Origin of the sequence: Tardiphaga sp. 285_C5_N1_2, assembly GCF_052076065.1 — a bacterium.
Lineage (GTDB): Bacteria > Pseudomonadota > Alphaproteobacteria > Rhizobiales > Xanthobacteraceae > Tardiphaga > Tardiphaga robiniae.
In genome coordinates, this window is the sequence record NZ_CP197241.1 from 3195031 (window position 1) to 3220543 (window position 25513).

24 protein-coding genes are annotated in these 25513 nt (G+C 62.7%); 12 read left to right on the forward strand and 12 right to left on the reverse strand.

Features of this window, described 5'->3' with window-relative positions; genetic code table 11:
- Window positions 1–48 precede the first annotated feature (48 nt).
- Window positions 49–1365: a multicopper oxidase domain-containing protein gene (locus tag AB7951_RS15270; RefSeq protein WP_120290049.1), complete on the forward strand. Its 1317-nt coding sequence runs from the start codon at window positions 49–51 to the stop codon at window positions 1363–1365.
- Window positions 1366–1371: 6 nt separating this feature from the next.
- Here AB7951_RS15270 and AB7951_RS15275 read toward each other — a convergent pair whose 3' ends face one another.
- On the reverse strand, window positions 1372–2868 hold the full coding sequence (locus AB7951_RS15275; protein WP_120290051.1) for an NAD(P)H-hydrate dehydratase: 1497 nt from the start codon (window positions 2866–2868) through the stop codon (window positions 1372–1374).
- Between the two features lie 442 nt (window positions 2869–3310).
- Between AB7951_RS15275 and AB7951_RS15280 the strand changes: the two genes are divergently transcribed.
- Together AB7951_RS15280 and glnA are read left to right on the forward strand one after the other, a co-directional pair.
- A complete protein-coding gene (locus tag AB7951_RS15280; RefSeq protein WP_068730910.1) occupies window positions 3311–3649 on the forward strand; it encodes a P-II family nitrogen regulator in 339 nt (112 codons plus the stop codon).
- A 187-nt stretch (window positions 3650–3836) separates the two neighbouring features.
- Window positions 3837–5246, forward strand: a complete 1410-nt coding sequence (glnA, locus tag AB7951_RS15285) for a type I glutamate--ammonia ligase (RefSeq protein ID WP_068730911.1) — start codon at window positions 3837–3839, stop codon at window positions 5244–5246.
- Window positions 5247–5323: 77 nt separating this feature from the next.
- Here glnA and AB7951_RS15290 read toward each other — a convergent pair whose 3' ends face one another.
- On the reverse strand, window positions 5324–6010 hold the full coding sequence (locus tag AB7951_RS15290) for a hypothetical protein (RefSeq protein ID WP_120290053.1): 687 nt from the start codon (window positions 6008–6010) through the stop codon (window positions 5324–5326).
- 122 nt (window positions 6011–6132) lie between these two features.
- On the opposite strand from AB7951_RS15290, the gene AB7951_RS15295 reads away from it, so the two are divergent.
- Window positions 6133–7284 (forward strand): AI-2E family transporter, encoded by a 1152-nt coding sequence (locus AB7951_RS15295; RefSeq protein WP_439061506.1) that lies wholly within the window; start codon window positions 6133–6135, stop codon window positions 7282–7284.
- A gap of 77 nt (window positions 7285–7361) precedes the next feature.
- On the opposite strand, the gene AB7951_RS15300 is transcribed toward AB7951_RS15295, so the two are convergent.
- The 6 genes from AB7951_RS15300 to AB7951_RS15325 form a co-directional block, all read right to left on the reverse strand.
- The gene (locus tag AB7951_RS15300; protein ID WP_120290056.1) at window positions 7362–7658 is read right to left on the reverse strand and encodes an antibiotic biosynthesis monooxygenase family protein; all 297 of its coding nucleotides are present in this window, start codon (window positions 7656–7658) and stop codon (window positions 7362–7364) included.
- A 78-nt stretch (window positions 7659–7736) separates the two neighbouring features.
- Window positions 7737–7973 (reverse strand): hypothetical protein, encoded by a 237-nt coding sequence (locus AB7951_RS15305; protein ID WP_120290058.1) that lies wholly within the window; start codon window positions 7971–7973, stop codon window positions 7737–7739.
- Window positions 7974–8009: 36 nt separating this feature from the next.
- The gene (locus tag AB7951_RS15310; protein WP_093758791.1) at window positions 8010–9254 is read right to left on the reverse strand and encodes a GGDEF domain-containing protein; all 1245 of its coding nucleotides are present in this window, start codon (window positions 9252–9254) and stop codon (window positions 8010–8012) included.
- A 244-nt stretch (window positions 9255–9498) separates the two neighbouring features.
- Window positions 9499–9975 (reverse strand): 30S ribosomal protein S9, encoded by a 477-nt coding sequence (rpsI, locus tag AB7951_RS15315; protein ID WP_089264585.1) that lies wholly within the window; start codon window positions 9973–9975, stop codon window positions 9499–9501.
- Window positions 9975–10439 (reverse strand): 50S ribosomal protein L13, encoded by a 465-nt coding sequence (gene rplM / locus AB7951_RS15320; RefSeq protein ID WP_068730918.1) that lies wholly within the window; start codon window positions 10437–10439, stop codon window positions 9975–9977. Before rplM ends, rpsI begins: the two co-directional genes overlap by 1 nt.
- Before the next feature lie 150 nt (window positions 10440–10589).
- On the reverse strand, window positions 10590–11021 hold the full coding sequence (locus AB7951_RS15325; protein ID WP_093758792.1) for a PaaI family thioesterase: 432 nt from the start codon (window positions 11019–11021) through the stop codon (window positions 10590–10592).
- 76 nt (window positions 11022–11097) lie between these two features.
- On the opposite strand from AB7951_RS15325, the gene AB7951_RS15330 reads away from it, so the two are divergent.
- The 3 genes from AB7951_RS15330 to AB7951_RS15340 all read left to right on the forward strand — a co-directional run bounded on the left by AB7951_RS15330 (window position 11098) and on the right by AB7951_RS15340 (window position 13950).
- A complete protein-coding gene (locus AB7951_RS15330; protein ID WP_439061505.1) occupies window positions 11098–11919 on the forward strand; it encodes an enoyl-CoA hydratase in 822 nt (273 codons plus the stop codon).
- A 5-nt stretch (window positions 11920–11924) separates the two neighbouring features.
- The gene (locus AB7951_RS15335) at window positions 11925–12521 is read left to right on the forward strand and encodes a CoA-binding protein (RefSeq protein WP_120290062.1); all 597 of its coding nucleotides are present in this window, start codon (window positions 11925–11927) and stop codon (window positions 12519–12521) included.
- A 148-nt stretch (window positions 12522–12669) separates the two neighbouring features.
- Entirely contained in the window at window positions 12670–13950 is a 1281-nt protein-coding gene (locus tag AB7951_RS15340) for an O-acetylhomoserine aminocarboxypropyltransferase (protein ID WP_068730964.1), read from the forward strand.
- A gap of 19 nt (window positions 13951–13969) precedes the next feature.
- On the opposite strand, the gene AB7951_RS15345 is transcribed toward AB7951_RS15340, so the two are convergent.
- Window positions 13970–14779, reverse strand: coding sequence for an FTR1 family iron permease (locus AB7951_RS15345; RefSeq protein WP_439061504.1), 810 nt, complete (start codon window positions 14777–14779; stop codon window positions 13970–13972).
- Between the two features lie 119 nt (window positions 14780–14898).
- The gene (locus tag AB7951_RS15350) at window positions 14899–15990 is read right to left on the reverse strand and encodes a COX15/CtaA family protein (protein WP_439061503.1); all 1092 of its coding nucleotides are present in this window, start codon (window positions 15988–15990) and stop codon (window positions 14899–14901) included.
- 153 nt (window positions 15991–16143) lie between these two features.
- On the opposite strand from AB7951_RS15350, the gene AB7951_RS15355 reads away from it, so the two are divergent.
- Window positions 16144–16368, forward strand: coding sequence for a DUF2842 domain-containing protein (locus AB7951_RS15355; RefSeq protein ID WP_439061502.1), 225 nt, complete (start codon window positions 16144–16146; stop codon window positions 16366–16368).
- Here AB7951_RS15355 and AB7951_RS15360 read toward each other — a convergent pair.
- Window positions 16365–17402, reverse strand: a complete 1038-nt coding sequence (locus tag AB7951_RS15360) for a polysaccharide deacetylase family protein (RefSeq protein WP_439061501.1) — start codon at window positions 17400–17402, stop codon at window positions 16365–16367. The two genes, AB7951_RS15355 and AB7951_RS15360, sit on opposite strands and share 4 nt — an antisense overlap.
- Window positions 17403–17528: 126 nt before the next feature.
- On the opposite strand from AB7951_RS15360, the gene AB7951_RS15365 reads away from it, so the two are divergent.
- Window positions 17529–18710 carry a GNAT family N-acetyltransferase gene (locus AB7951_RS15365; protein WP_439066425.1) on the forward strand — a complete coding sequence of 394 codons (1182 nt, stop codon included), beginning with the start codon at window positions 17529–17531 and terminating at the stop codon, window positions 18708–18710.
- A gap of 133 nt (window positions 18711–18843) precedes the next feature.
- Here the strand turns inward: AB7951_RS15365 and AB7951_RS15370 are convergent, their stop codons facing one another.
- On the reverse strand, window positions 18844–21147 hold the full coding sequence (locus AB7951_RS15370) for a GumC family protein (protein WP_439061499.1): 2304 nt from the start codon (window positions 21145–21147) through the stop codon (window positions 18844–18846).
- Between the two features lie 233 nt (window positions 21148–21380).
- Between AB7951_RS15370 and AB7951_RS15375 the strand changes: the two genes are divergently transcribed.
- From AB7951_RS15375 to AB7951_RS15385, 3 genes are all read left to right on the forward strand, one after another.
- Window positions 21381–22514, forward strand: coding sequence for a glycosyltransferase family 4 protein (locus AB7951_RS15375; RefSeq protein WP_439061498.1), 1134 nt, complete (start codon window positions 21381–21383; stop codon window positions 22512–22514).
- A 108-nt stretch (window positions 22515–22622) separates the two neighbouring features.
- Window positions 22623–24161, forward strand: a complete 1539-nt coding sequence (locus AB7951_RS15380) for an undecaprenyl-phosphate glucose phosphotransferase (RefSeq protein ID WP_199712068.1) — start codon at window positions 22623–22625, stop codon at window positions 24159–24161.
- Window positions 24162–24223: 62 nt separating this feature from the next.
- Window positions 24224–25492, forward strand: a complete 1269-nt coding sequence (locus tag AB7951_RS15385; protein ID WP_120290076.1) for an O-antigen ligase domain-containing protein — start codon at window positions 24224–24226, stop codon at window positions 25490–25492.
- Window positions 25493–25513: the final 21 nt, after the last annotated feature.

Sequence of the window (25513 nt, forward strand, 5' to 3'; positions counted from 1 at the left end):
AGCCCCGGCAACTGGACTTTGGCGCGGCAAAATGGTCGGGATTTGGGCATGACGAACCGCTTTCTCCCCCTCACGCGCCGGACCCTGCTTGCAGGCACAGGGAGCACGTTGATCGCCCCGATTCTGCCCCGGGTCAGCCTCGCGCAAGCCGTCGCCGCGCTGGAGCTACAGGCCAAGGCTGATCCCTTCCCGGTGAAGCCCGGTGCCTCCACCGAGGCCTGGACGCTCCATTCGGCCCAGAAGGGGCCGCTGCGCTTCAACCGCGGCGACGAGATCACGGTTCAACTCGCCAATCAGCTGCCGGTCCCTATCGTCTTGAACTGCCGAGGCATTAACGGCTCGTCCGGGATCGGGCCGCTGCTCGACCGCAAGCCGGTCGCCGCCGGGGCCAAGGACGCGTTCAAGCTGCAGATGCGCAGCGCCGGAACGTCGTATCTGGACATGCGCCTACTCGGCGACGGTCAGGCGCTGCCGTCCCAGGTTCGCAGCCTGGTCATCCAGGAGAGCGATCCGGTCGAGGTGGACCGCGACGAGGTGCTGCTGATCGAGGACTTCCGCCTCAGGCCGGACGGCAGTCTGCTCGCCCCCGCCAGTGATCCGAAAGACGCCGCCGCGCTGTTCCTGATCAACCGGAAATCCACGCTGGAGCTGTCGGCACGCGTCAATGAACGGCTCAGACTCCGTCTCATCAATGGCTGCCAACGCAATGTGGTTGCTCTGAAATTCGACGATCACGAGGTCCGTGTGATGGCCATCGACGGTCAGCCCTCGGAGCCATTCCCTGCCCGCAACAATCAGGTGGTGCTGGCGCCCGGAACCCGGGTCGACGTCTTCCTCGACGCCGTCAGGCCGGCGGGATCGACCTCGGCGATCCTGCTCCATGACGGCAAGACAGCCCGGCCGATCGGCCAGATCCAAATGTCCAACGATCCGCCGCTACGGGCCACGCCCCTGCCGGCCGCCGCGCCGCTGCCCTCCAACGGTTTGCCAGCTCAGCTCGATCTCAAGGGCGCGCTGCGCGTCGATATGGCCCTGAGCGCCGTCAGTCCCGAATGGGTGAAGCCGGTCGATCTGTCCGCCAGCACGCCGCCGGCATTCCGAACCAAGCCCGGCCGCACCATAGTGCTTGCGCTGACCAACCGGGCCACCAGCCCGATGGTGTTCCAGATCCACGGCCATCACGTCCGCCTGCTCGACAGGCTCGATGATGGCTGGAAGCCGTTCTGGCTCGACACCCTGGCGCTCGACGCCGGTCAGACCCAGCGCATCGCCTTTGCCGCCAACAATGTCGGGCGCTGGCTGATGGAGGCCTTCGTCGCCGACTGGGCCGCGCCGCGGCAGGTCCGCTGGTACGGCGTCGACTAGGCCTTCTCAGTACTGGATACCGAGCTGGTCGTAGAGCCGACGGAACACCGCCGGCAGCACCTCGGTCAGATCCTCGGCGATCAGCCCCGGCCCAGCTTCGCTGCCGGCCTCGCCATGCATCCAGACGCCGATACAGGCGGCCTCATAGGCCGGAACGCCTTGCGCCAGCAGCGCGCCGATAATCCCGGCCAGCACGTCGCCGGAACCGGCAGTCGCCAGCCATGGCGGCGCATTGGCCGATATGGCGGCCCGGCCGTCAGGCGATGCCACGACCGTATCCGGCCCCTTCAACAGCACGATAGCACCTGACTCTTGCGCCGCCAGACGAACCCGCTCCAATTTAGATAACGCTGGATGTTCCACGTCCACCTTACTGAAGATGCGTGAAAATTCACCTTCGTGAGGCGTCAACACGACACCGGATTCCGGGCTGGCCTTGATCAGACCGAACAGCTGTTCGGGCGCCCCCGCGAAGCTGGTCAGCGCATCGGCGTCGAGCACCACATGTCGCTTCGTGGCCAGGATGGCCTCCACGAACATGCGCGTCCGCTCGCCAACACCGGCGCCCGGCCCGATCACGCAGGCTGACACCTTGCCGCCGATCAGCGCGGCGAACTCTGCCGACGTATCCACCGGCCGCACCATCACCGCAGTCAGCGCGGCGGCATTGACCGCCAGCGCATCGCGCGGCGACGCCACCGTCACCAATCCCGCCCCGCCGCGCAGCGCCGCGCGGGCGGACAGCCGGGCAGCGCCCGTGGCGGCGATGTCGCCGGAGACAACCACGGCATGGCCGCGCGAGAATTTGTGGCTGTTGATTTTCGGCACCGGAAACGCGTCGGCCCACAGGTCCGGATTGTTCTCGAAGGTCTGCGGCCGGATTTCCGCCAGCACATCCTCATCGATGCCGATGTCGATCACCCGCAGCCGGCCACAATGCACCCGGCCCGGCACCAGCAGATGGCCCGGCTTGGGCCTGAAGAACGTCACGGTCTCGGTCGCCCTGATAGCGCCACCCATCACGGCCCCTGAATCGCCGTTGATACCGCTCGGCAGGTCGACAGCCAGCACGGGCACGCCGGCCGCATTGATGGCGTCGATCATGATCAGCGGATCGCCCTTGACCGGACGATTGAGCCCGGCGCCGAACAACGCATCGATGATCAAAGCCGGCTGCCCGATCAAGGAGGGATCACAGGGCAGCACCTCACCCTTCCATCCCTTGGCAGCCAGCGCCGCATCGCCCTTCAGCGTTGCCCGGTCGCAGAGCAGGATCACCGAAACGTCACGCCCCTGCGCCGCGAGCTCGGCCGCCGCGACGAAGCCATCACCGCCATTGTTGCCACGACCGGCAACGACCAGGATCGCCCCCTCCTCGGCCAGTTCGCCCGCCACATCCGCGACCGCCCGTCCGGCGGCGCGCATGAGTTTGAAGCCTGGCGTGCCCGCCGCAATCGTGAGTTGATCAGCGCGCGCCATCTCGTCGGTCGTTAGAATATCCATCTCGCTTCTCATTACGCCTTTTTGGAAGGCACTCGCGTCACACGCGAACGCAGCAGAGTAAAACTGCACATCACGCGATCACTTTGATCACTATGTAGGCAAAAGTAATCGAATACTCTTGATGCGAACCTCGTCAGGTGCGATGTAATAACCTGATAATGCTTCAAAAATAGCCGAGGAGCGAACTTGGCACGGACCCTGCTTTTAGGGAAGCCAGCTTCGGGTCCGTCGCGCTCACCGGCAAATGTTGAAAGACACCTGTTCGAGAGACAGGGGTGGCCGACCGTCTACCGCATCGGGCGAGATTTCGTCTGTGCGGCGTGGCGGCAGCGTAATAACGCCCGAAATTGGGTATCGAACAGTGTGCGCACAACGCGCAATGGTCAAAGCTACTTGAGGCAAATAACTTGCGGCCTGATTGGAAGTGCCGGGGAGACGTTCAGTGAAAAAGATCGAAGCCATCATCAAGCCCTTCAAGCTGGACGAGGTGAAAGAGGCTCTTCAGGAAGTCGGGTTGCAAGGCATTACCGTCACGGAAGCCAAGGGCTTCGGCCGTCAGAAGGGCCATGCCGAACTTTATCGCGGCGCTGAATACATCGTCGACTTTCTACCCAAGGTGAAGATCGAGATCGTGATTGGCGACGACCTCGTCGAAAAGGCGATCGATGCCATCCGTCGCGCCGCACAAACCGGCCGCATTGGTGACGGCAAGATCTTTGTGTCGAACATCGAGGAAGCCGTGCGCATCCGTACCGGCGAGTCCGGACTCGACGCGATCTGACGGACTGGACGCTCTCCAAGCCGGGTGCTATCCGACATTCAACGCTTCAAGGCGTCACCAAAAAGGCTGCTTCGGCAGCCTTCTGTTGTTGACGGTTTGTCTTGTTGAAAACATGCCGTTGTGACCTGATCGTCACGACAGATTGTTACGTCCCGGAAATCGGCCCGCAAAAAAGGTAGGGAGCCCCATGACGACCGCCAAAGAAGTCCTGCAGTCCATCAAGGACAATGACGTCAAGTACGTCGACCTGCGTTTCACCGATCCCCGCGGCAAGTGGCAGCACGTGACCTTCGACGTCTCGATGGTCGATGAAGAAATGTTTGCCGAAGGCACCATGTTCGACGGTTCCTCGATCGCCGGCTGGAAGGCGATCAACGAGTCCGACATGATGCTGATGCTGGATCCGGCAACGGCGACGATCGATCCGTTCTTCGCAGAGACCACCATGGTCATCACCTGCGACATTCTCGAGCCCTCCACCGGCGAGCCCTATAACCGCGACCCGCGCGGCATCGCCAAGAAGGCCGAAGCCATGGTCAAGTCCATGGGCATCGGCGACACCGTGTTCGTCGGTCCGGAAGCCGAATTCTTCGTGTTCGACGACGTCCGCTTCTCGAGCGACCCCTACAACACCGGCTTCAAGCTCGACTCGTCCGAATTGCCGACCAACTCCGGCACCGAATATGAAGGCGGCAATCTCGGCCACCGCATCCGCACCAAGGGCGGCTACTTCCCCGTCCCGCCGCAGGACTCGGTGCAGGACATGCGCTCGGAAATGCTCGGCGCGATGGCGCGCATGGGCGTCAAGGTCGAGAAGCATCACCACGAAGTGGCGTCCGCCCAGCACGAACTCGGTATGAAGTTCGACACGCTGACCTACATGGCCGACCAGATGCAGATCTATAAGTATTGCATCCATCAGGTCGCGCACATCTACGGCAAGACCGCCACCTTCATGCCGAAGCCCGTCTTCGGCGACAACGGCTCGGGCATGCATGTGCACCAGTCGATCTGGAAGGACGGCAAGCCAACCTTCGCCGGCAACAAGTACGCCGATCTCTCCGAGACCTGCCTCCACTACATCGGCGGCATCATCAAGCACGCCAAGGCGATCAACGCCTTCACCAATCCGTCGACCAACTCCTACAAGCGTCTGGTCCCCGGCTACGAAGCCCCGGTGCTGCTCGCCTACTCCGCGCGCAACCGCTCGGCCTCCTGCCGCATCCCCTACACCACCAACCCGAAGGCCAAGCGCGTCGAAGTCCGCTTCCCGGATCCGATGGCCAATCCGTATCTCGCTTTCGCCGCGATGCTGATGGCCGGTCTCGACGGCATCAAGAACAAGATCGATCCGGGTCCGGCCATGGACAAGGACCTCTATGATCTGCCGAAGGAAGAGCTGAAGTCGATCCCGACGGTGTGCGGTTCGCTCCGTGAAGCCCTCGAGAACCTCGACAAGGATCGCGGCTTCCTCAAGAACGGTGGCGTGTTCGATGACGACTTCATCGACAGCTACATCGAACTGAAGATGACCGAAGTGATGCGTTACGAAATGACGCCGCACCCGGTCGAATTCGACATGTACTACTCGCTGTAACTCCCTCCGGGATTACATCGAAACGATCAGGGCGCTCCGGAAACGGGGCGCTTTTTTCGTTGCGCCTCTCCTAGCGGCTATTTCCGGGCGAGCGCCATCGCCGGTTCAGGCGCGTTCGGGAAGCCTATCGCCGCAAGCGCCCTGGCTGCCTCCCCTTCGCTGGTCACCCACGGCAGCTTCGCGGTGACACCGCGCGTGACGGGTTCGCCGAGACCCCCGCCGAAATCGATCGGCCACAGACCATTCGGCACCGCCTCGACCGTAACGCCGCGCAGCCGCGTGCCAGCGCCGAGGGGCGACAGATCATCCGGCTGCAGCCGCCGCGCCGTCGATGCATCCCGGGGGTCTGTGAAACTGGCCAGCACCGGCATCAATTCGCCAGTGACCGGAACGGCGCCGGTCTGGCTGCTGACGTCGCGAAAGGCGATCTTGCGCCCCGCCGCCTGATAGGCGCGCATCGCCACGAAATTGGCGCCGTCGAAATCCGCACTGCCCTTGTCGTCATGCAACATGAGCGCGGCAAGGCTCCTGCCGCCGCCGAGATCGACGACCACCGCATCGCCCCGTGACGTCACCTTGCCGGCAGGTTGGTAGCCCCGATAGGGATGCACGGAGACGACATTCGAGGCCGACTTCACGCCGTCCGGCGTCTCGACCTCCATGGTCAGCCGATATTTGTGCGCGGGCCGGTTGATCCGGATCTGATCCCCGATCACCAGAGCTGCGAGCAATCCAACCGGACCAACCCATTTCAGCATGTTCATTATTATTGGCCTCCCCCATCGGCCATGCACGATCGCGACGGAGACGTCAAAGCGGCGATATGTCTTGATCCCCGATGCAATTGACGGAACAGTGAAAGTCCAATCAATGCGAAGGATCCACCGTGCCCGCAGAAGCCAATGTCCAGACGCGCGATCTGGCGCGCAGCGACCTGACCTGGGCGATCACGGCGGGCGGCATCGCCACGGTGTCCTTCGCGATCCTCATAGGCTTCGCCTGGTACTTCTCGGGAACGCTATTCCTGATCTTCGCAGGCATCCTGCTCGGCGTGGCGCTCAATGCGCTGACGGAATTATCCGGGCGCTTCATGGGCGGCCCGCATCCAATGCGGCTCGTCATGATCTGCATTGTGCTCGCCGCGATGCTGGTGGGCGTGATGTATCTGGGCGGGTCGACCATCGCCAATCAGGCCAAGACGCTGTCCGGCACCCTCAAGTCACAGGTCGTCAACGTAAAGACCTATCTTGAGCAGCACGGCGTCGACACCAGCTATTTCGATTTCAACAGCATCACGTCGGATACGCCCGCCGAGCCCGGCACGTCGCCCGCCACCTCAACGCCGAAGTCGGGTAGTGGCCTGCCGAGCGCCGGCACCATCGCATCATCAGGCGGCGCCATTGTCAGCCAGACACTGAAGATCCTGCTCGGCACCGTCGGCGCGGTCGGCAACTTCTTCATCGTGCTGTTTCTGGGTCTGTCCTTTGCCGCACAGCCCAGCGTCTATCGCAAAGGGCTGTTGCATCTCACGCCGGCGAAGCATCGCGCGCCGATGACGGTCATCGTCGATCGCATCAGCGACACGCTGCAGCGCTGGCTGATCGCGCAGATGCTCACCATGGTGGTGGTCGGCGCCATTACCTGGATCGGGCTGAAGCTGATCGGGATTCCCAGCGCCTTCATTCTCGGCGTTCAGGCCGGCCTGCTCGCCTTCATTCCCACCGTTGGCGCCCTGCTCGGCGGATTGATCGTCGTGCTCGCCAGCCTCGCCTCGGGCTGGGTCGCCGCCGCGTCGGCCTTTGCGCTGTTCATGGGCGTGCATGCGCTGGAGAGCTACATCCTGACCCCGATCCTGCAGCGGCAGGCGCTGGACATTCCGCCTGCCACGCTGTTCGCGTTCCAGATCCTGCTCGGCGTCGTCTTCGGCGTCTGGGGTCTCGCACTGGCATTGCCGGTGCTGGCGATCGTCAAGGTCGTCATCGACTTCATGCGCGAAGGGGACGAAGCCTCTGCGCAGGATAAGGCGATGGCGGCGTAAGGCGGACTACGCGGAGTTTATCATCGGGCGCGTTTCGCGCGACCCGTTGGCTAATCCGCCTTACCTACTGATCGAACTCAGGTGGTCAGCACAGTCTCGGTGTGCTCGACATAAGGCGGCGTTTCGAAATATGGGCCCACCAGCGCGCGCCATTCGGCGAAATCGGGCGAACCACGGAAATCGACGGTGTGGTTTTCGAGGGTTTCCCACCTGGCGACGAGACGGTAGCGCGAGGGCATCTCGACCGACTTGTGCAGCTCAAAACCCTTGCCGCCCTTGGCGCGGAGGAACAGCGGCTTCGCCTTGGCGACGGCCGCCTCGAAATCCTTCTCGGTGCCCGGCTTGACGTCGATCTGTGCGATTTCAGTGATCATGGTTTCCCGACCCTTTGTTTTGCGGTCGGTGTCTTTACCGCAAAGTCGGGGTTCGGTGAAGGAGCCGCCGAAAAGTGATCAGGCGAACAGCAGAACCGTGCCGACGACCATGACGCAGCAGCCGATGAAAGCGACGACCGGCAGTTTGCTGTGCTGCGCGCCGTAGCGCCCCTGCGCACGACGCTCGGTGATCAGCGCAGTCTCGTATTCGTCCGAGCTCGAAAACATGCAGGCAAAGCCGGCACGGGCCGAAGCGGCAGCCGCTTCGAGCGACATCAAAGCAGTATTGGAAGTCGAGTCAGGCGAGGTCATCATGCGATGACCATAGGGATCGAATGGTAAACGGATCCTTTATCGCGCGCCGCTTGCCGTCATCGTGACCGCAGCCCGCACGACGCTCGGCTTCGCCGCCTGCCCGATCGCCGCAGCGCGGCGCCCCTGCTCCAGCGACAGCGGCTCTTCTTCCGCGGCCTGCACGCGGTTACGTCCGCTGCGCTTGGCCTGGTACAGCGCAGTGTCCGCGGCAGCCAGCAGGACGTCGAGTTCAGTGCCGGCCGGTCCGCCGGCCACACCGATACTCACGGTGGTCGCGACCGGTGCCTCGTCGACCTGGATGCCGCAGGTCGCAAACGCCTCGCGCACACGCTCGGCAGCCTGCATCGCCTCGTCCAGGCTGCAGGGCAACATCGCCGCAAACTCCTCGCCGCCGATGCGGCCCGACAGGTCGGTGATCCGCAGCGTATGCGTGATGACCGTGGCGAATAGTTTCAGCACCTCGTCGCCGGCGGGATGGCCGAAGCGATCGTTGATCGACTTGAAGTGATCGATGTCGAAGATCATGACCGTGACCGGGCGGCCGGCCTTCGCTTCGCGCTCAATCATCCGCGCCGTCGCCTCGGAGAAGCCGCGGCGGTTGAACAGGCCGGTGAGCGGATCGCAGGACGCGGCGACCTTGTGCGCCGTGACCGCACGCTCGGACACCAGCATGAAGATCAGGAACACCGTGCCGACCGCATAAAGCACGAGTTCGACGGCAAAGGCCGTGACCCAGATGCTGTTGCCGAAATTGCTGTGATCGCCATGCAGCAGATCGCCGAGCAGGATCGGCAGCATCAGGACGAAACCATGCAGCATCGGCACCAAAATGGTCGGCCACCGCCGTTGCACCGCCTTGCGACGCTCGTTCCACAATTCATGCGCCGTCAGCATCGCATAAAGCGCCACGATGCCAGCGCCGATGGTCATGCGCAGCGACGCAGCCTCAGCCGGCAGGGTGAAGATCACCGCGATCCAGGCAATGGCACCGAGAAACAGGCCGGCCCAGCTCGGGCTGCGGCCGTGGAACACGCGCGCAGCGTTCCACACCATGCCGCAGGCCACGAAGCCCACGGCATTGAATGCCAGCGACAGCACGTCACCCAGGAGCGACGCGGCAAGTGTCCACAATGCGACCGATACGGCGCCGAGCAGGTAAGCCAGCCCCCACCAGTTGAGGGCCGCGATCTTTTCCTGTCGTCCGAAGAACAGCAGCATCCCGCCCAACATCGCCGCAACCAGAGTTGCCACCAAATAGAGCGTGGAAGAATCGAGCGACATATTTGAGCACCGGCAATTGTTGCGAGATTTCCGAACCATCATGATTCGGAGTGGCCTCTTCGCCATCATCGAACATACGAGTGTACCGATTGGAAATCCGTTTGCGCGCCTGCACAAGTTTTCACGAAAAACTGCATCAATCTGTCGGTATCCGGAATGTCCCGGAACGCAAAAAGGGCGCCCGAAGGCGCCCTTTTCAAAATTGTATTCACCGCATTTGCAGCAAATCTTATCGAAGCAGAAATTAGCGCTTCGAGAACTGGAAGGACTTGCGGGCTTTCGCCTTACCGTACTTCTTGCGCTCGACGACGCGCGAGTCGCGGGTCAGGAAGCCGCCCTTCTTGAGGACGCCGCGCAGATCCGGCTCGAAGCAGGTCAGAGCCTTGGAGATGCCGTGACGCACGGCACCAGCCTGGCCCGACAGACCGCCACCGGCAACGGTGCAGATCACGTCGTACTGGCCAGCGCGGGCTGCAGCGACCAGCGGCTGCTGGATGAGCATGCGCAGCACCGGACGAGCGAAGTACACTTCGACTTCACGGGTGTTGACGACAACCTTGCCGGCGCCCGGCTTGATCCAGACACGAGCGACAGCGTCCTTACGCTTGCCGGTCGCATAGGCACGGCCCTGCTTGTCGACCTTCTTGACGTACTTCGGGGCATCCGGAGCGGACACCTTCAGCGACGCCAGCTGATCGAGAGACTGCATGGTATCCGACATTATGCGGCCCTCTTGTTCTTGCGGTTCAAAGCGCCGACATCGAATGCTTCCGGCTGCTGGGCCTCGTGCGGGTGCTCTGCACCGGCATAAACACGCAGATTGCCGAACTGGACGCGACCGAGCGGACCGCGCGGGATCATGCGCTCAACAGCCTTCTCGACAACGCGCTCCGGGAAACGACCTTCGAGGATCGACTTCGCAGTACGTTCCTTGATGCCGCCGATGAAGCCGGTGTGGTGATAGTAGACCTTGTCTTCACGCTTGCGGCCGGTGAAAACCACCTTGTCCGCGTTGACGATGATGACATGGTCGCCGCAATCAACATGCGGGGTGTAAGTCGGGAGATGCTTGCCGCGCAGCCGCATTGCGACCAACGTGGCCAGCCGGCCCACCACGAGACCAGTGGCGTCGATGACGATCCACTTCTTCGTGATCTCGGCGGGCTTTGCCGAAAACGTCTTCATTGTGAATATCCATGAAAAGGGGATATCGGCGGTGATCCGCCGAACTGAGGCGTTTCTAGATAGACAACCGGATTCCGTCAATGCCAAATATGGCAGAATTCGCCTATTAAATCATGGCGTTATAATTATGGTTCTATAATACCCTTCAAATTACCCAACGTTCGGAATGGAATAGGTCGACGTCACATGGGCGATCGGATCGGCGGAAGTGCCTGATAACAGGGTCACTTCCCCCACCGCGAGGCGTTTTCCGAGCTTCAGCAGCTTGGCGGCTGCCAGCACATCCTGCCCCGGCAGGCCCTTGCGCAGGAAATTGATGTTCAGGCTGGTGGTCACTGCGAGGCCCACAGGGCCGATCGCCGACAACAGCACGACGTACATGGCAAAATCGGCCAGGGCCATCAGTGTCGGACCCGATACCGTGCCGCCCGGCCGCAGCATGCGTTCGCCATAGGTCTGGCGCAGCAGGCAAGTGGTACCATCAGCGCTTTCAATCGCGATATCGCCGGCGCCAAAGGCCTGCGGGAACTCGCGCTTCAGAAACGCCTCGAGTTCAGCCACGCTCATTTTCGCAGTCGTCATGTCTCCACCCTGCTCTCGCTTGTGCCGTCCTGTTACAATATGGTGACGGTCCTGCCCAGCGATGGAATCTCAAGTCATGGTTCAACCAGCACGCGCGGAAACAGCGCGGCCATCCATTCTTCTGCGTGAAACGGTCGGCAGCATCGGCGTGTTGACGCTGAATCGTCCGGCCGCCCGCAACAGCCTCTCCGAAGGACTGATCGGCGAGCTGCACGCCGCCCTCGATGACATGGCCGGCGACAAGACTGTGCGCGCCGTGGTGATCGCCGCCAGTGGCTCGGTCTTCTCCGCCGGACACGACCTGAAAGAACTCACCGCGCGCCGCACTGATGCCGATCGCGGCCGCGCCTATTTTGCGCATATGATGACGATCTGCAGCGCCATGATGCAGGCCATCGTGCGGCTGCCGAAGCCGGTGATCGCCGCCGTGCAAGGCGTTGCTACTGCTGCAGGCTGCCAACTCGTGGCGAGCTGCGATCTCGCGATCGCCTCCGAACACGCAAAATTCGCGACGCCCGGCGTCGATATCGGCCTGTTCTGTTCGACGCCCATGGTGGCGCTGTCGCGCAACGTGCCGCGCAAGCAGGCGATGGAAATGCTGCTCACCGGCGAGCCCATCTCCGCCGACCGCGCCCGCGAGATCGGCCTGATCAACCGCGTGGTGCCCGCCGGCACCGAACGCGATGCGGCGATCGCGCTGGCAGAACAAGTTGCGCGCAAGTCGGCGCATACGGTGAAGATCGGCAAGGAAGCGTTCTATCGCCAGGCCGAGATGAGCCTCGCGGATGCCTATCGCTTCGCCGCTGAAGTGATGACCGAGAATATGATGGCCCGCGATGCCGAGGAAGGCATCGGCGCGTTCATCGCAAAGCGCGAGCCGAAGTGGGAAGACCGGTAATTGAAATGAACCACGACAGCTACAACGACGCCTATATCCGCGAGATCCTCAACACCGTCAAAACCGTCGCGATGGTTGGCGCCTCCCCGCAAAACGTGCGGCCGAGCTATTTCGTATTCAAGTATCTCGCCGAACGCGGCTACGACATGATCCCGATCAATCCCGGCCAGGTCGGCAAGAGCCTACTGGGCAAGCCGTTCGTCGCCTCGCTGCAGGAGATCGGTCGCCCGGTCGACATGATCGACATCTTCCGCAGCGCCGAGCATGTCATGCCGATCGTCGACATCATACTGACGCTCGATCCGCTGCCCAAGGTGGTCTGGATGCAGCTTGGCGTGCGCCATGATGAGGCCGCCGCCAAACTTGAATCCGCAGGCATCAAGGTGGTGATGAACCGCTGCCCCAAGATCGAATATGGCCGACTGTCGTCGGAGATCCAGTGGATGGGTGTCAATTCGCGCACGCTCAGCTCCAAGCGCGCGCCGATCCCCACCCAGGGCATGCGGCTGTCGCTGAATCGCAGCAGCCTTGGCGGTGGTAGCACCGCTGCGGCCGATCGCGTTGCGCAGCAAAATAACAAGGACAAGAACGACACCGCCTGACGGTGCGTTTCGCGATTTTATTTCCTTTGAAATGACACAGCGCAGCACGACTGTTGCGAAGTCAGGGCAAAATGCCGCCTCGCCTTGACGGCAGCGCTGCGCCCGATCAGGTTGGCGCCAACAAACCGCTATTCGACAGGGAGTGATGATGAACGATCGTATTCCAGGCTTCGGCACCCTCGCCGTCCATGCCGGCGCGCAGCCCGACCCGACCACCGGCGCGCGCGCGACGCCGATCTATCAGACCACTTCGTTCGTCTTCAACGACGCGGATCACGCCGCCTCGTTGTTCGGCCTGCAATCCTTCGGCAACATCTATACGCGCATCACCAATCCGACCACGGCTGTCCTCGAGGAACGCGTCGCAGCACTGGAAGGCGGCACGGCCGCCCTCGCCGTCGCGTCCGGCCATGCCGCGCAGCTCGTGGTGTTTCAGCAGCTGCTGCAGCCCGGCGACGAATTCATCGCCTCGCGCAAGCTCTATGGCGGTTCGATCAACCAGTTCAGCCACGCCTTCAAGAGCTTTGGCTGGAACGTGGTGTGGGCCGATCCCGATGACGTCCCCTCGTTCGAGCGCGCGGTGACTGACAAGACCAAAGCGATCTTCATCGAGTCCATAGCCAATCCTGCCGGCTCGATCACCGACATCGAGGCGGTTGCTGCCGTCGCCCGCAAGGCCGGCGTTCCGTTGATCGTCGACAACACACTGGCGACCCCCTATTTGATCAAGCCGATCGACCACGGCGCCGACATCGTCGTGCATTCGCTGACCAAGTTTCTCGGCGGCCACGGCAATTCGCTCGGCGGCATCATCGTGGATGCGGGCACCTTCGACTGGTCGAAAGGCAACAAATATCCGGTGCTGTCAGAGCCGCGCCCGGAATATCATGGCATCAAGCTGCAGGAGACCTTCGGTAACTTCGCGTTCGCCATCGCCTGCCGCGTACTCGGCCTGCGCGATCTCGGCCCCGCACTGTCGCCGTTCAACGCATTCCTGATCCAGACCGGCATCGAGACGCTGCCGCTGCGCATGCAGCGCCACAGTGACAATGCCAAGGCGGTCGCCGAATGGCTGTCGGCACATCCGAAAGTGGCGGCGGTGAATTATTCGGGATTGTCGGATAACCGCTATCACACCCTCGCGCGCAAATATGCGCCGAAGGGCGCGGGCGCCGTGTTCACCTTCAGTCTGAAGGGCGGCTACGACGCCGGCGTCAGCCTGGTGTCGAACCTGAAACTGTTCTCGCATCTTGCCAATGTCGGCGACACCCGCTCGCTGGTGATCCACCCGGCCTCGACCACGCACAGCCAGCTCGACGACGAAGCCAAGACGCGCTCCGGCGCCGGGCCCGACGTTGTCAGGCTGTCTGTCGGCATCGAGGACAAGGAAGATCTGATCGCGGATCTCGAGCAGGCGCTGAACGCGTAAGCCGTACTGCGATGCGCGCTCACGCTTTGGCGCGCATCGCTTTCGCTTCGCGGATCAAACGCGCATTGCGCTGGAACACCGAATAGGTCGCCAGCGCAAACAGCACCACCAGCAACTGGATCGACAGTGCTTCCAGCGTCGGATTGAATCCGATTGCCGTGAGGAACGTCGAGCCCGGCGCGTCGGTAACCGGGATCATCGCCTGTTCCTGGAATTCCTGGATGGCTTCGCCGATGAACTTGATGCCCATCACGAACAGGAAGGCCGAGGTGATGATGAACAGCGGCCGCAGCGGGATGCGCTGGGCAATCATGTTGATGAAGTAGAACAGCACGACCAGACCGGCGGTCGCCGCCGCCAGACCACCGAACAGCCCGACGCTCCAGCCGCCTTCGGTGGTCGCGAGCGTGTTGATGAACAGCACCGTCTCGGCACCCTCACGAAACACCGCGAGAAATGCCAGCATCGCGACGGCGAGACCGGTATCCTGCGCGAGCGCCTGATCCGCTTTCGCCGCCAGATAATCCTGCCAGCCGCGCGGATCCTGCTTCACCATCAGCCAGCCGCTGACATAGAGCATCAGGCCTGCCGCAAACAGGATGACGATGGCTTCAAAGACATCGCTGTGATCGCCGGAATTGAACACCGCAAAGGCCCAGGCCGCGATCAGGCTGGCGAAGATCGCCGCCAACGCGCCCAGATAGAGCGCGGTCACGCGATGGCCGCCGCCGGATTTCCTGAGATAGCCGGCCAGCGCCGCGATCACGAGCATGGCCTCAAGGCCCTCGCGCAGCAGAATGACGGCAGCCTGAATGAATGCGGAGGACATGACCCAATCCCGTGTGGTGGTGCGTCGTATCTATTGCGCACTGCGCGTGAGCGAAAGCCGCACAGCCACACGACTGCGTCAACTCCGTTACAATCGTTCTAGTCGGTAACGCGCAACAGCTAGGCGGCCTTGCCGACCGCGAGGTCGAGCTGACGCTCCGTCAATGCCGCCCCGCGCGGCTTCATCCGCTCCACCTGCAGGATCGCCAGCGTCAGAACCACGATCGCCACCGCCTGATGCGTCAGCGCCAGATCGATCGGCACCTGATGCAGCAGCGTGAGAATGCCGAGTGCTGCCTGCACCGCGATCGATGCTGCCAGCCACAGCGCGCCATTGACGACGGCGTTCCCTGCCCGCGCGCGGATCGCATCGATCACATGCCAGATCGCGAGTGCGAACAACACATAGGCGGTCATGCGATGCTGGAACTGAACCGTCAGCGTGTTGTCGAACATGTTGCGCCACCACGGGTCCTCGAAGAACAGCCGCGACGCAGACGGGATCAGCGCGCCGTCGATCTCCGGCCAGGTGTTGAAGACGCGACCGGCGCGCAGACCCGCAACCAGCGCACCGAAATAGATCTGCAGGAAGGTCAGCCCCAACAATACCCAGCTCGTCACGCGCAAGCGACTTGCCGCCAGCACCGGCGCACGGTCGCCGAGCCGTCGCAGCGTCCAGACGATGGCGGCGAAGATGATCAGTGCCAGCATCAGATGCGCCGCGAGACGATATTGCGAGACTTCCACGCGCTTGGTCAGGCCCGAGGCCACCATCCACCAGCCCACCGCGCCCTGCAGGCCACCGAGCCCGAAGATCACCCACAGTCGCTTCTTCAGTTCCGAGGTCAGGATACCGCGCCACAGGAACCAGAGGAACGGCAACAGGAACACCATGCCGATGACGCGGCCGAGCAGACGATGGCTCCATTCCCACCAGAAGATGGTCTTGAACTCGTGGAGCGTCATGCCGGAATTGAGCTCGCGATATTGCGGTATCTGCTTGTAGGCCTCGAAGGCCGCGATCCAGTGCGATTCATCCAGCGGTGGGATCGCGCCCGTCACCGGCTTCCACTCCACGATCGACAGACCGGATTCGGTCAGCCGTGTCGCGCCGCCGACCAGCACCATCGCCACGATCATTGCGGCGACGGCAATCAGCCACCAGCGCACCGGGCGTAATTCCTTGTGGCGGGTTTGGGACAAAGCGGTCATCGCGGGGTCTCGGAACAGGCTTGAAAATCAGCGCCAAAAATCAGCACTTTGAATGAAATTTCGAGCCCCTTATAGTCCGCGCGCGAAGGCCTGCAAAGTTGGGCACTTTGCCTACCCCGATCTCAGGCCGACTTTGGACCGCACATTTCTGTCATGACCATCCGCACCCGCAAATTCTTCGGAACCATCTTTCTGCTGATCCTCGTGGTGGTGTGGTCGCTGCTCGGCATGACCATCGCGCAGACCCCCTGGCTGGCCAATAACGGCTGGCTGCAGGGAGCCTTCTATGTCATCGCCGGCCTCGGCTGGGTGCTCCCGGCGATGCCGATCATCAGCTGGATGGGCAAGGCCGATCCTGTGGATCCCGAGGTCGGCTAGCGCTGCGCGCCCGCACCAAGCATCACGCCGGATACCATCACCCGCAAGGCACGCAACGATTGTCGGCGGCCGTCCCAGGCCAGCCGCGGCAGCGCATGTAGATCCGATCCACCATTGGCCTCGATGACACCGGGGAGCGATGTCACGGCACTGGCAAAGCCGGCCTGCGTCACCATCGCGACGTGACGCTTGTCGAACGAGGCTTTATCGCCGAACGGATAGGCAAAATGCCGTGGCTCATAGGGCAGCGCAGCCTGTGCCACGGCCCGCCCCATGGCGATCTCGCGCAACGCCGTGCTGTCGCCGAGATTGGCGAGCGCCGGATAGTTGACCGTGCTGCTGCCGATGGTCGCCCGCGGATTCCCCGCAAACGTGGCCACATCGTCCCAATGCGTCGCAGCATGATGTGACAGGGTCGCACTATCGACCGAATAGCGTTTGCAGAGATCGTCCGCCGCAACGGCCAGTTCGTGCGGCGGCAACGTCCGCAGCCAGCTATCGAGATAGTAATAGGCGCGATATTTGTCGGCGGTCGTGGCGGTTTCGAAATGCCGCTGCCGGTGATCGATGATCAGGCTGATGCGGTCATGCGTTGCAATCGCCTGCTCCAGCGCCAGCCACCACATGGCACCGAGCCCGTCGGCAAAGGCGCTCGGCAGATAGAGCGTGAACGGCACCTCATGCGCCGCCAGTAGCGGATAGGCGAAATCGACGAAGTCGCGGGTGCCGCCATCGAAGGTCAGCGCAACGAAGCGCCGTCCCGCACGCGGCGCGCTGGCGCGGCGACACACCTCGTCCATGCCGACGATATCGACGGGCCAGCGCTTCAGCGCGCGGATCGTGCGATCGAGAAACCACGGTGTGATCTCGTGGGCTTTCAGCGGCTGGAATGCATCCTGCCGGGGCGGTCGCACGCGTTCGAATTTGAGGATGATACCGGCACCACCCCGGCTGCGTTCCAGCAGACGGTGCATGCCGCTGAGATAAGTCAGCTCGAAGCCGAGCGCCAACAGCCAACCGGTCTTGTATGACACCGCAGATTCCCCCAAGCGGCGTCATGCCTCTCGCCAGTCGGCTATTGTCATTACTGTTTGTTGACATTTCTTTGCAAAGGTCGCCCCAAACCTAAAAATCTAAACAAAATCTGAAACAGGCTCGCGATGACCATGGCTGCTGTGATGGAAACACCTGTGGCGATGGCAACTGCGAGCCGCATCGCGCGCGTCGATGTGATCAGCGATTTCAGCGCCGCCGAAGCCGTCTGGCGCAGCCTTGAGACGTCCGAACAGCTTTCCACGCCCTATCAGCGCTTCGACTTCCAGTCGGCCTGGCAGACCCATATCGGCGTCCAGGAAGGCTTGAAGCCCTTCATCATCATCGCCTATGACGCCGCACATCAGCCGCTGATGTTGTTGCCGCTCGCCGTCAGCCGCGAAAACGGCATGCGCGTCGCCGGCTATCTCGGCGGCAAGCACGTCACCTTCAACATGCCGCTGTTCCGCCGCGACTTCGCGGCGCAGGCGACAAAGGCCGATATCGACGCGCTGCTGCACGGCATCCAGCAGCACAGCGAAACCGTCGACGTCCTCGCGCTGGTCCGTCAGCCCAAAAGCTGGATCGGCATCGCCAATCCCCTCGCGCTGCTGCCGAGCCAGGCCTCGACCAATGACTGCCCGGTGCTGAAGATGGTGCCCGGCGAAGCGGCGACCGATCGGATCAGCAATTCGTTCCGCAAGCGCCTCAAGACCAAGGAAGGCAAGTATCGAAATCTTGCCGGCTATCGCTACATGCACGCGAAGACGGAGGCCGAGGTCACACGCGTGCTCGACGCCTTCTTCGCCATCAAGCCGCTGCGCATGGCCGAACAGAACCTGCCCAACGTCTTCGCCGAGCCCGGCGTCGAAGCCTTCATCCGCCAGGCCTGCACGACGCCGCGCTCGGATGGCTACACCATCGATATCCACGCGCTCGCATGCGACGAGGAAGTGATCGCGATGTTCGCCGGTGTCGCCGACGACAGCCGCTTCTCGATGATGTTCAACACCTACACCATGTCGGAGAATGCGAAATACAGCCCCGGCCTGATCCTGATGCGCACCATCATCGACGCCTATGCCGAGCGCGGCGTGACCTCGCTGGATCTCGGCATCGGCGGCGACGACTACAAGCGGATGTTCTGCAAGGATGATGAGCCGATCTTCGACAGTTTCGTGCCGCTCACCACGCGCGGCAAGCTCGGCGCCATGGGCCTGTCGTCCTTCGCCCATGCCAAGCGGATCGTGAAGCAGACACCAGCCCTGCTGCAGATGGCGCAAATGCTGCGCCACGCATTTCAGCGCTGACCTTCAAGAACGCAGTTCGCAATGAAAACTCCGTCATGCCCGGGCTTCTCCCGAGCATGCACGTCTTAGTCGTTGCGTTGAGGCGAAGGCGTGGATGGCCGGGTCAAGCCCGACCATGATGAGGGTTCGTCGACTACGCCGCAAACACGCGGCCGCCCGGTCCGACCGGGTCGTTGGCCGGCGGCGCTGAGCGCAACATTTTCACATCGGCGAAGCCCACGGCCTTGAGCTGTTCGGCCATCAGCTGGCGCGCATCCATGCTCATGGTCACTTCCGGCACCACCACGGCACGGGCCTGATCGGTCAGAAGTCCCGCCGGCAGATCGGCGGCCGTGCCGGCATCCAGCAGCACGTGATCATAGACGCGCAACAGCGCATCGAGCGCCATGGTCAGGCGCGGCGACTGCAACAGCGAGCGATCGGCGCCGGCGCGGCCGGCCGCCACCATATGCAGGCCCGACATCCGGTCCTTGGTGATGACCTGGCCGAACGAGGCCTCGCCCAGCATCAGCTCCGCCAGTCCGGGCGCGCGCGGATCGTTCGACACGGCTTCCAGCGTCGGCGACGACGAGGCCAGATCGACCAGCACCACTTTCGCGTCGCGCGACAGGATGCGCGACAGTGTCAGCGCGGTCAGTGTGATATTGTCGTTGTGGCCGGTGCCGAGGATCGTGATCTTGCGCGCCGATTTCCCGGCAGCGCGAAACTCCTGGGCAAGCTGTTCGATTTCGCTGACACCGGCAGCCAGTTCAGGATGGGTGTCGCGCACCACGGGCTGCGCCACAGCGACGGGAGCCGGCTCAGGTACGATGCCCGGCGCAACGACAGTTTCCGGCTCGCGCACGGCAGCAGGCACCTGATCCACGAACGGCTTGAACGCCGGCTCGGTGACGCGGGCCTGCGCGACCGGCACCATCGGCGCAGCGCCGCGCGGCGCGGTCATGCGCAGCAGCTCGCTGGTGACGATGCCGCCCGCCGTGAGCATCAGCGTCGCCAGCGTCGCGATCAGCACGATCGGGAGCTTCTTCGGATAGGCCGGCGTATTGGACACGATGGCGCGGGAGATGATGCGACCATCGGTCGGTGCCGCTTCGATATTCTCACGGGTGGACGCTTCGCGGTATTTCGCCAGATAGGATTCGAGCAGATCGCGCTGCGCCCTCGCCTCACGCTCCAGCGCCCGTAACTGCACATCCTGGCCGTTGCTGGACGTTGCCTGACGCTTCAGCTGTTCGAGATTGTTGGTGAGGCCATCGACGCGGCCGCTGGCAATGCGCGCATCGTTCTCGAAGATGCGCGACAGTTTCGCGGCTTCGTCGCGCAATTGCTTGTCGAGATCGCCGAGCTGGGCCCGCAGCTCCTTGATGCGCGGATGCGCGTCCAGCAGCGTCGAGGACTGTTCGGCGAGCTGCGCACGCAGCGTCACGCGCTGCTCGGAGAGGCGGCGGATCAGGTCGGAATTCAGCACTTCCGAGAATTCGATCGGCTTGCCGGTCTGCAGCATGTCCTTGATGAGCCGCGCCTTCGATTCGGCGTCGGACTTCAGCGAGCGCGCATTGTTGAGCTGGCTGTTGATCTCGCCGAGCTGCTGGTTCGAGAGCGACGTATTGTTGGTGCCGATGAACAGGCTCGACTTGGAGCGGAACTCCTCCGCGCGCGCTTCCGCCTCGACGACCTTCTTGCGCAGGTCATCGATCTCACCGGACAGCCATTGCCCGGCCGACCTTGCCTGATTCTGCCGCGCATTCTGCTGCATCACCAGATAACCGTCGGCGATGGAATTGGCGACGCGCGCGGCGAGTTCGGGATCGCGCGACTGGAATTCGACGACCATGACGCGCGACTTGTCAACCGCATAGGCCGTCAACCGCTCGTAATAGGCATCGAGCACGCGCTCTTCAGGCGTCATCGAGAACGGATCGCGGCCAATGCCCATCAGGCCGAGCAGCGACCGCCATGGCTGCGCGCCCTGCAACACCGGATCGAACTCCGGGCGCTCCGCGAGCTTGTTCTTCTTGATGATCTCCCGGGCGAGATCGCGCGACAGCAACAATTGCACCTGGCTGGTCACGGCTTCCGCGTCGAGAGAGGTGCGCTCTTCGTTGCGCTCGCCGCTTGGCCGCAGGAAAACGTTTTCACGCCCGTCGATCAAAATGCGTGCTTCCGACTTGAAGCGCGGCGTGATCATGTTGACGATGACGAGGGAGCCGACAAGCGCCAGCAGCGTCGGGACGAGAATCCACGTCCTGCGGCGGACGAGCGCCTGCCACAGCGCGCGCAGATCGAGGTCGCCGAGATCGGGCGCCGGCGCAGCGATCACACGCTCTGCTTTCTTCTCCGCATTTTTGCGAGAAACCGGGTTTGGCATGGTTGGCGCCTTGATGGCCCGTTCGACCGACGCATCGCCCTTGCCTGCACGCCAGAATGCCAAACGCATCGCTTACCCCACCCAAACGCCACTGCGTCTACTCAACGGAATCAATTAAAGACGATTAAGGTTGCCGCGCGGTTAATTGGCAGGCTGATACCGGGACGTTGCAGCGGAAGCCTGAATCCACACGGTTTTTTAACGACGAAGGCTCTTATTGGATTCAATTGCTTCAGGGATTTTCCGATGTGCGTTCCAGCTCCCGGCGACGCCCTCCTCGTCAGCGAATGCCGATTCTGATCATGAGCGCACCTTCGGACAAGCCGCTTCGCATCCTGCACGCTGTCCGCGCGCCGGTCGGCGGCATCTTTCGCCACATCATCGATGTCGCCAACGGCCAGGCCGATCGCGGCCATGAAGTCGGCATCGTCGCCGACAGTCTGACCGGCGGTGACCGCGCCCGCGATGCACTGGCCGAGATCGCACCGCGCCTGAAACTGGGCACCTATCGCCTGCCGATCCACCGCGAGCCACATCCGGGCGACGTTCTGGTCTGGATGCAGTTCATGCGCCTCGTCAGCCGGCTGAAGCCCGACGTGCTGCATGGCCACGGCGCCAAGGCCGGCGCCTTCGTGCGCCTGAAGGCAAAGTCGAACAGCGTCATCCGCATCTACACGCCGCATGGCGGTTCGCTGCATTATCCGCAAAATACGGCGAAGGGCGCCTTCTACAGCCGCCTCGAACGCGCGCTGATGAACCGCACCGAACTGTTCCTGTTCGAGAGCGCCTTCGCCCGCGACACCTATCAGCGCATGATCGGCACACCGTCAGGCCTCGTGAAATGCGTGTTCAACGGCGTAACATCTGGCGAATTCGACCCCGTCGAGCCCGCCGATGACGCCACCGATATCTGCTATGTCGGCGAGTTCCGCCGTATCAAGGGCGCGGATCTGCTGGTCGATGCGGTGGCGCGTTTGCGCGCCGACGGCCAGCCCGTCACCTTGACGCTGGGCGGCGACGGCGAAGAGACCAACGCATTGAAGGCTCAGATAACGCGCCTCGGTCTCACCGACGCCGTCCGCTTCATCGGCCATGTCAAACCGCGTTACGGCTTTTCGAAAGGACGCCTGCTGGTGGTTCCATCGCGCGGCGACTCGATGCCCTATGTCGTGATCGAGGCCGCCGCTGCGGGCATTCCGATGATCGCCGCCAATGTGGGCGGCATTCCGGAAATCTTCGGATCGCACACCTCCGCTCTGTTCCAATCGAACAATGTCGACGCCATGGCCACCGCGATCAAAACTGCTCTCGATGACATCGCCGCTGCGCGCGCACGTGCACAATTGCTCCGTGAGCGCATCGCGGAACATTTCTCGCAGGACGCGATGGTCGAGGGCGTCATCGAAGGCTATCGCAGCGCATTTGCGAAACGTTAACTCTCCTTAACCTGTAACCAAATCTTCCGATTTGTCCGGTAATTCTCACGAAAAGCGGTAGGCTTGACGTGCGACATCGCATGCCAGCGCAACAACGGACATTTCACCTTGGACCCGATCAACGCACGCTCAATGATCGACGCGGCCGCGACGGACGCGCCCGGCGAACGCCGGTTCGAACGTCGCCGCCGACTGACGCCCGCCGCGCTCGCCGTCGCCGATCAGAAGGTGCGCGCCGCCTACTCGCCGGTCGTCATCACGGGCGTCGTGCGCGTCGTGGATTTCCTGATGCTCAGCATCATCGGCATCGCGCTCAACCTGCTCTATGTTGCGCCAGAAGCTGGCTTCAGATGGGAATACTTCGCCGCGATCGTCGCGATGGCGGCTGCTGCCGTGGTGTGTTTCCAGTCTGCCGACATCTATCAGGTGCAGGTCTTCCGCGGCCACATCAAGCAGCTCACGCGCATGATGTCGGCATGGGCCTTCGTGTTCCTGCTGTTCATCGGCGTCTCGTTCTTCGCCAAGGTCGGCGGCGCGGTGTCGCGTGTCTGGCTGTCCTCGTTCTTCTTCGTCGGTCTCGTCGCCCTGATTGCGGAACGCGCGGTCGTGCGTGCGCTGATCAAACGCTGGGCGCATCAGGGGCGGCTCGATCGCCGCACCATCATCGTCGGCGCCGATTCCAATGGCGAGACGCTGATCAGAGACCTCAATGCGCAAGAGGATTCCGACATCCAGATCCTCGGCGTGTTCGACGACCGCAACGACAAGCGCTCGATGGACACGATCTCGGGCGCGCCGAAGCTCGGCAAGGTCGATGACATCATCGAATTCGCACGGCGTACCCGCGTCGATCTCGTGCTGTTCGCGCTGCCGATCTCGGCCGAGACGCGCATTCTGGAAATGCTAAAGAAACTGTGGGTGCTGCCGGTGGATATCCGCCTCTCGGCGCATACCAACAAGCTGCGCTTCCGCCCGCGCTCCTATTCCTATTTGGGCAAGGTGCCGACCCTCGACGTGTTCGAGGCGCCGATCACCGACTGGGATCTGGTGATGAAATGGCTGTTCGACCATATCGTCGGCGGCCTGATCCTGATCGCCGCACTGCCCTTCATGGCGATTGTGGCCATCGCCATCAAGCTCGACAGCCCCGGCCCGGTGCTGTTCCGGCAGAAGCGCTTCGGCTTCAACAACGAGCGCATCGACGTCTTCAAGTTCCGCTCGCTGTATCACGACCAGGCCGACCCGCTGGCCAAGACCGTGGTCACCAAGGGCGACAAGCGCGTCACCCGCGTTGGCCGGTTCATTCGCAAATCCTCGATCGACGAATTGCCGCAGCTGTTCAACGTGGTGTTCAAGAACAACCTGTCGCTGGTCGGCCCCCGCCCCCACGCTGTTCAGCAGAGGGTGCAGAGCCAGCTGCTGGACGAGGCCGTCGACGGTTATTTCGCTCGCCACCGCGTCAAGCCCGGCATCACCGGCTGGGCGCAGGTCAATGGCTGGCGCGGCGAAGTCGACAGCGAGGAGAAACTGCAGAAGCGCGTCGAGTTCGATCTCTACTACATCGAGAACTGGTCAGTGCTGTTCGACGTCTACATCATGCTGAAAACGCCGGTTTCAATGCTGACGAAGAACGAGAACGCGTATTGAGGCAGGCCTCAGCCTCTGCCTTACACCACTCGTCAACCCTGCCTGCATAGAGTGATGCCGCCATGAGCACTCACGCGACTGCCGATCACTACATCGCCTCGCCTGCGGCGCCTCCCGCCGTGGTGACGCTGCAGCGCGCGCTGCTGTGGGCGATGGGTTTTGGCGGCGCCATCGTGTTTATCGAGCCCAGCCCCTTCGAGATCGCCACCCTCACGGCGATGGTCGTATTCTTCGCGTCGGGCCTGCGCATGCGGCTGGTGTTCATGCCGCTGCTGATCCTGCTGTTCCTGGTCAATCTCGGCTACACGATCTGCGCCGCCTATCTGCTCGACAAGGCACCGATCGTGAATTGGATCCTGACTTCCTGGTACATGGCCATCATGGCGATCTTCGTCGCGCTGGTGATGTCCGAGGACACGCTGGCGCGCATCGATCTGCTGCGCCGCGGCCTGATCGTCGGCGCACTGGTGGCGTCGCTGGCCGGCATCCTGGGCTATCTGCACCTGATCCCCGGCGCGGAGATGTTCACGCTTTACGGCCGCGCCGCCGGCACGTTCAAGGATCCGAACGTGCTCGGCGCCTTCCTGGTGCTGCCGGCGCTGTTCTGCCTGCAGAGCGTCGTCAGCGACGGTTTCGGTCGCTCGCTCCGCAGCGCCATCGCGCTCGGCATCATCGCGCTCGCGGTCCTGCTGGCCTTCTCCCGCGCCGCCTGGGGCCTGCTGGCGATCACCTCGGCCTTCATGCTGCTGCTGATGGTGCTGACCAGCCAGTCCAACAAACAGCGCTCGCGCATCATCATCATGGCGCTGGCCGCCGTCGCCGTCGTGGCGCTGGTGATCGTGATCCTGCTGCAGTTCGACTTCATCGCCGACATGTTCAAGCAGCGCGCCTCGTTCGATCAGAAATATGACGAAGGCCGCTTCGGTCGTTTCGGCCGGCATGTGCTTGGCGCGCAGATGGCACTCGATCTGCCATTCGGCATCGGCCCGCTGCAATTCACGCGCTTCTTTCCGGAAGACACCCACAACTCCTATCTCAACGCCTTCATGTCCGGAGGCTGGATTTCTGGCGTGTGCTATCCCGCGCTGGTGTTCATCACCGCCTTGCTCGGCTTCCGTTACATCTTCGTCCGCGTGCCATGGCAGCGCGCTTATCTCGCCGTGTTCGCAGCCTATCTCGGGACAGTCGGTGAAGCCTTCATCATCGACACCGACCACTGGCGCCATTTCTGGATGATGCTCGGAATTATGTGGGGCATGTTCGTCGCCACGCAGCAATATATGGCCACGGCGCAATTGCGTGTGGCCTCCGCGCAGCCAGGCAGCGTCTGACAAGCTCATAAACGAAAACAG

What these genes read in the sequence shown, in the direction of transcription:
- glnA (WP_068730911.1), top strand. Translation starts at nt 3,837, where the DNA reads ATGACGACCGCCAAAGAAGTCCTGCAGTCCATCAAGGACAATGACGTC.
- AB7951_RS15300 (WP_120290056.1), bottom strand. Translation starts at nt 7,658, where the DNA reads ATGATCACTGAAATCGCACAGATCGACGTCAAGCCGGGCACCGAGAAG.
- AB7951_RS15325 (WP_093758792.1), bottom strand. Translation starts at nt 11,021, where the DNA reads ATGACGACTGCGAAAATGAGCGTGGCTGAACTCGAGGCGTTTCTGAAG.
- AB7951_RS15340 (WP_068730964.1), top strand. Translation starts at nt 12,670, where the DNA reads ATGAACGATCGTATTCCAGGCTTCGGCACCCTCGCCGTCCATGCCGGC.
- rplM (WP_068730918.1), bottom strand. Translation starts at nt 10,439, where the DNA reads ATGAAGACGTTTTCGGCAAAGCCCGCCGAGATCACGAAGAAGTGGATC.
- AB7951_RS15385 (WP_120290076.1), top strand. Translation starts at nt 24,224, where the DNA reads ATGAGCACTCACGCGACTGCCGATCACTACATCGCCTCGCCTGCGGCG.
- AB7951_RS15355 (WP_439061502.1), top strand. Translation starts at nt 16,144, where the DNA reads ATGACCATCCGCACCCGCAAATTCTTCGGAACCATCTTTCTGCTGATC.
- AB7951_RS15275 (WP_120290051.1), bottom strand. Translation starts at nt 2,868, where the DNA reads ATGGATATTCTAACGACCGACGAGATGGCGCGCGCTGATCAACTCACG.
- AB7951_RS15350 (WP_439061503.1), bottom strand. Translation starts at nt 15,990, where the DNA reads ATGACCGCTTTGTCCCAAACCCGCCACAAGGAATTACGCCCGGTGCGC.
- AB7951_RS15330 (WP_439061505.1), top strand. Translation starts at nt 11,098, where the DNA reads ATGGTTCAACCAGCACGCGCGGAAACAGCGCGGCCATCCATTCTTCTG.
- AB7951_RS15310 (WP_093758791.1), bottom strand. Translation starts at nt 9,254, where the DNA reads ATGTCGCTCGATTCTTCCACGCTCTATTTGGTGGCAACTCTGGTTGCG.
- AB7951_RS15375 (WP_439061498.1), top strand. Translation starts at nt 21,381, where the DNA reads ATGAGCGCACCTTCGGACAAGCCGCTTCGCATCCTGCACGCTGTCCGC.
- AB7951_RS15365 (WP_439066425.1), top strand. Translation starts at nt 17,529, where the DNA reads ATGACCATGGCTGCTGTGATGGAAACACCTGTGGCGATGGCAACTGCG.
- AB7951_RS15345 (WP_439061504.1), bottom strand. Translation starts at nt 14,779, where the DNA reads ATGTCCTCCGCATTCATTCAGGCTGCCGTCATTCTGCTGCGCGAGGGC.
- AB7951_RS15335 (WP_120290062.1), top strand. Translation starts at nt 11,925, where the DNA reads ATGAACCACGACAGCTACAACGACGCCTATATCCGCGAGATCCTCAAC.
- rpsI (WP_089264585.1), bottom strand. Translation starts at nt 9,975, where the DNA reads ATGTCGGATACCATGCAGTCTCTCGATCAGCTGGCGTCGCTGAAGGTG.
- AB7951_RS15370 (WP_439061499.1), bottom strand. Translation starts at nt 21,147, where the DNA reads ATGCGTTTGGCATTCTGGCGTGCAGGCAAGGGCGATGCGTCGGTCGAA.
- AB7951_RS15270 (WP_120290049.1), top strand. Translation starts at nt 49, where the DNA reads ATGACGAACCGCTTTCTCCCCCTCACGCGCCGGACCCTGCTTGCAGGC.
- AB7951_RS15305 (WP_120290058.1), bottom strand. Translation starts at nt 7,973, where the DNA reads ATGATGACCTCGCCTGACTCGACTTCCAATACTGCTTTGATGTCGCTC.
- AB7951_RS15290 (WP_120290053.1), bottom strand. Translation starts at nt 6,010, where the DNA reads ATGAACATGCTGAAATGGGTTGGTCCGGTTGGATTGCTCGCAGCTCTG.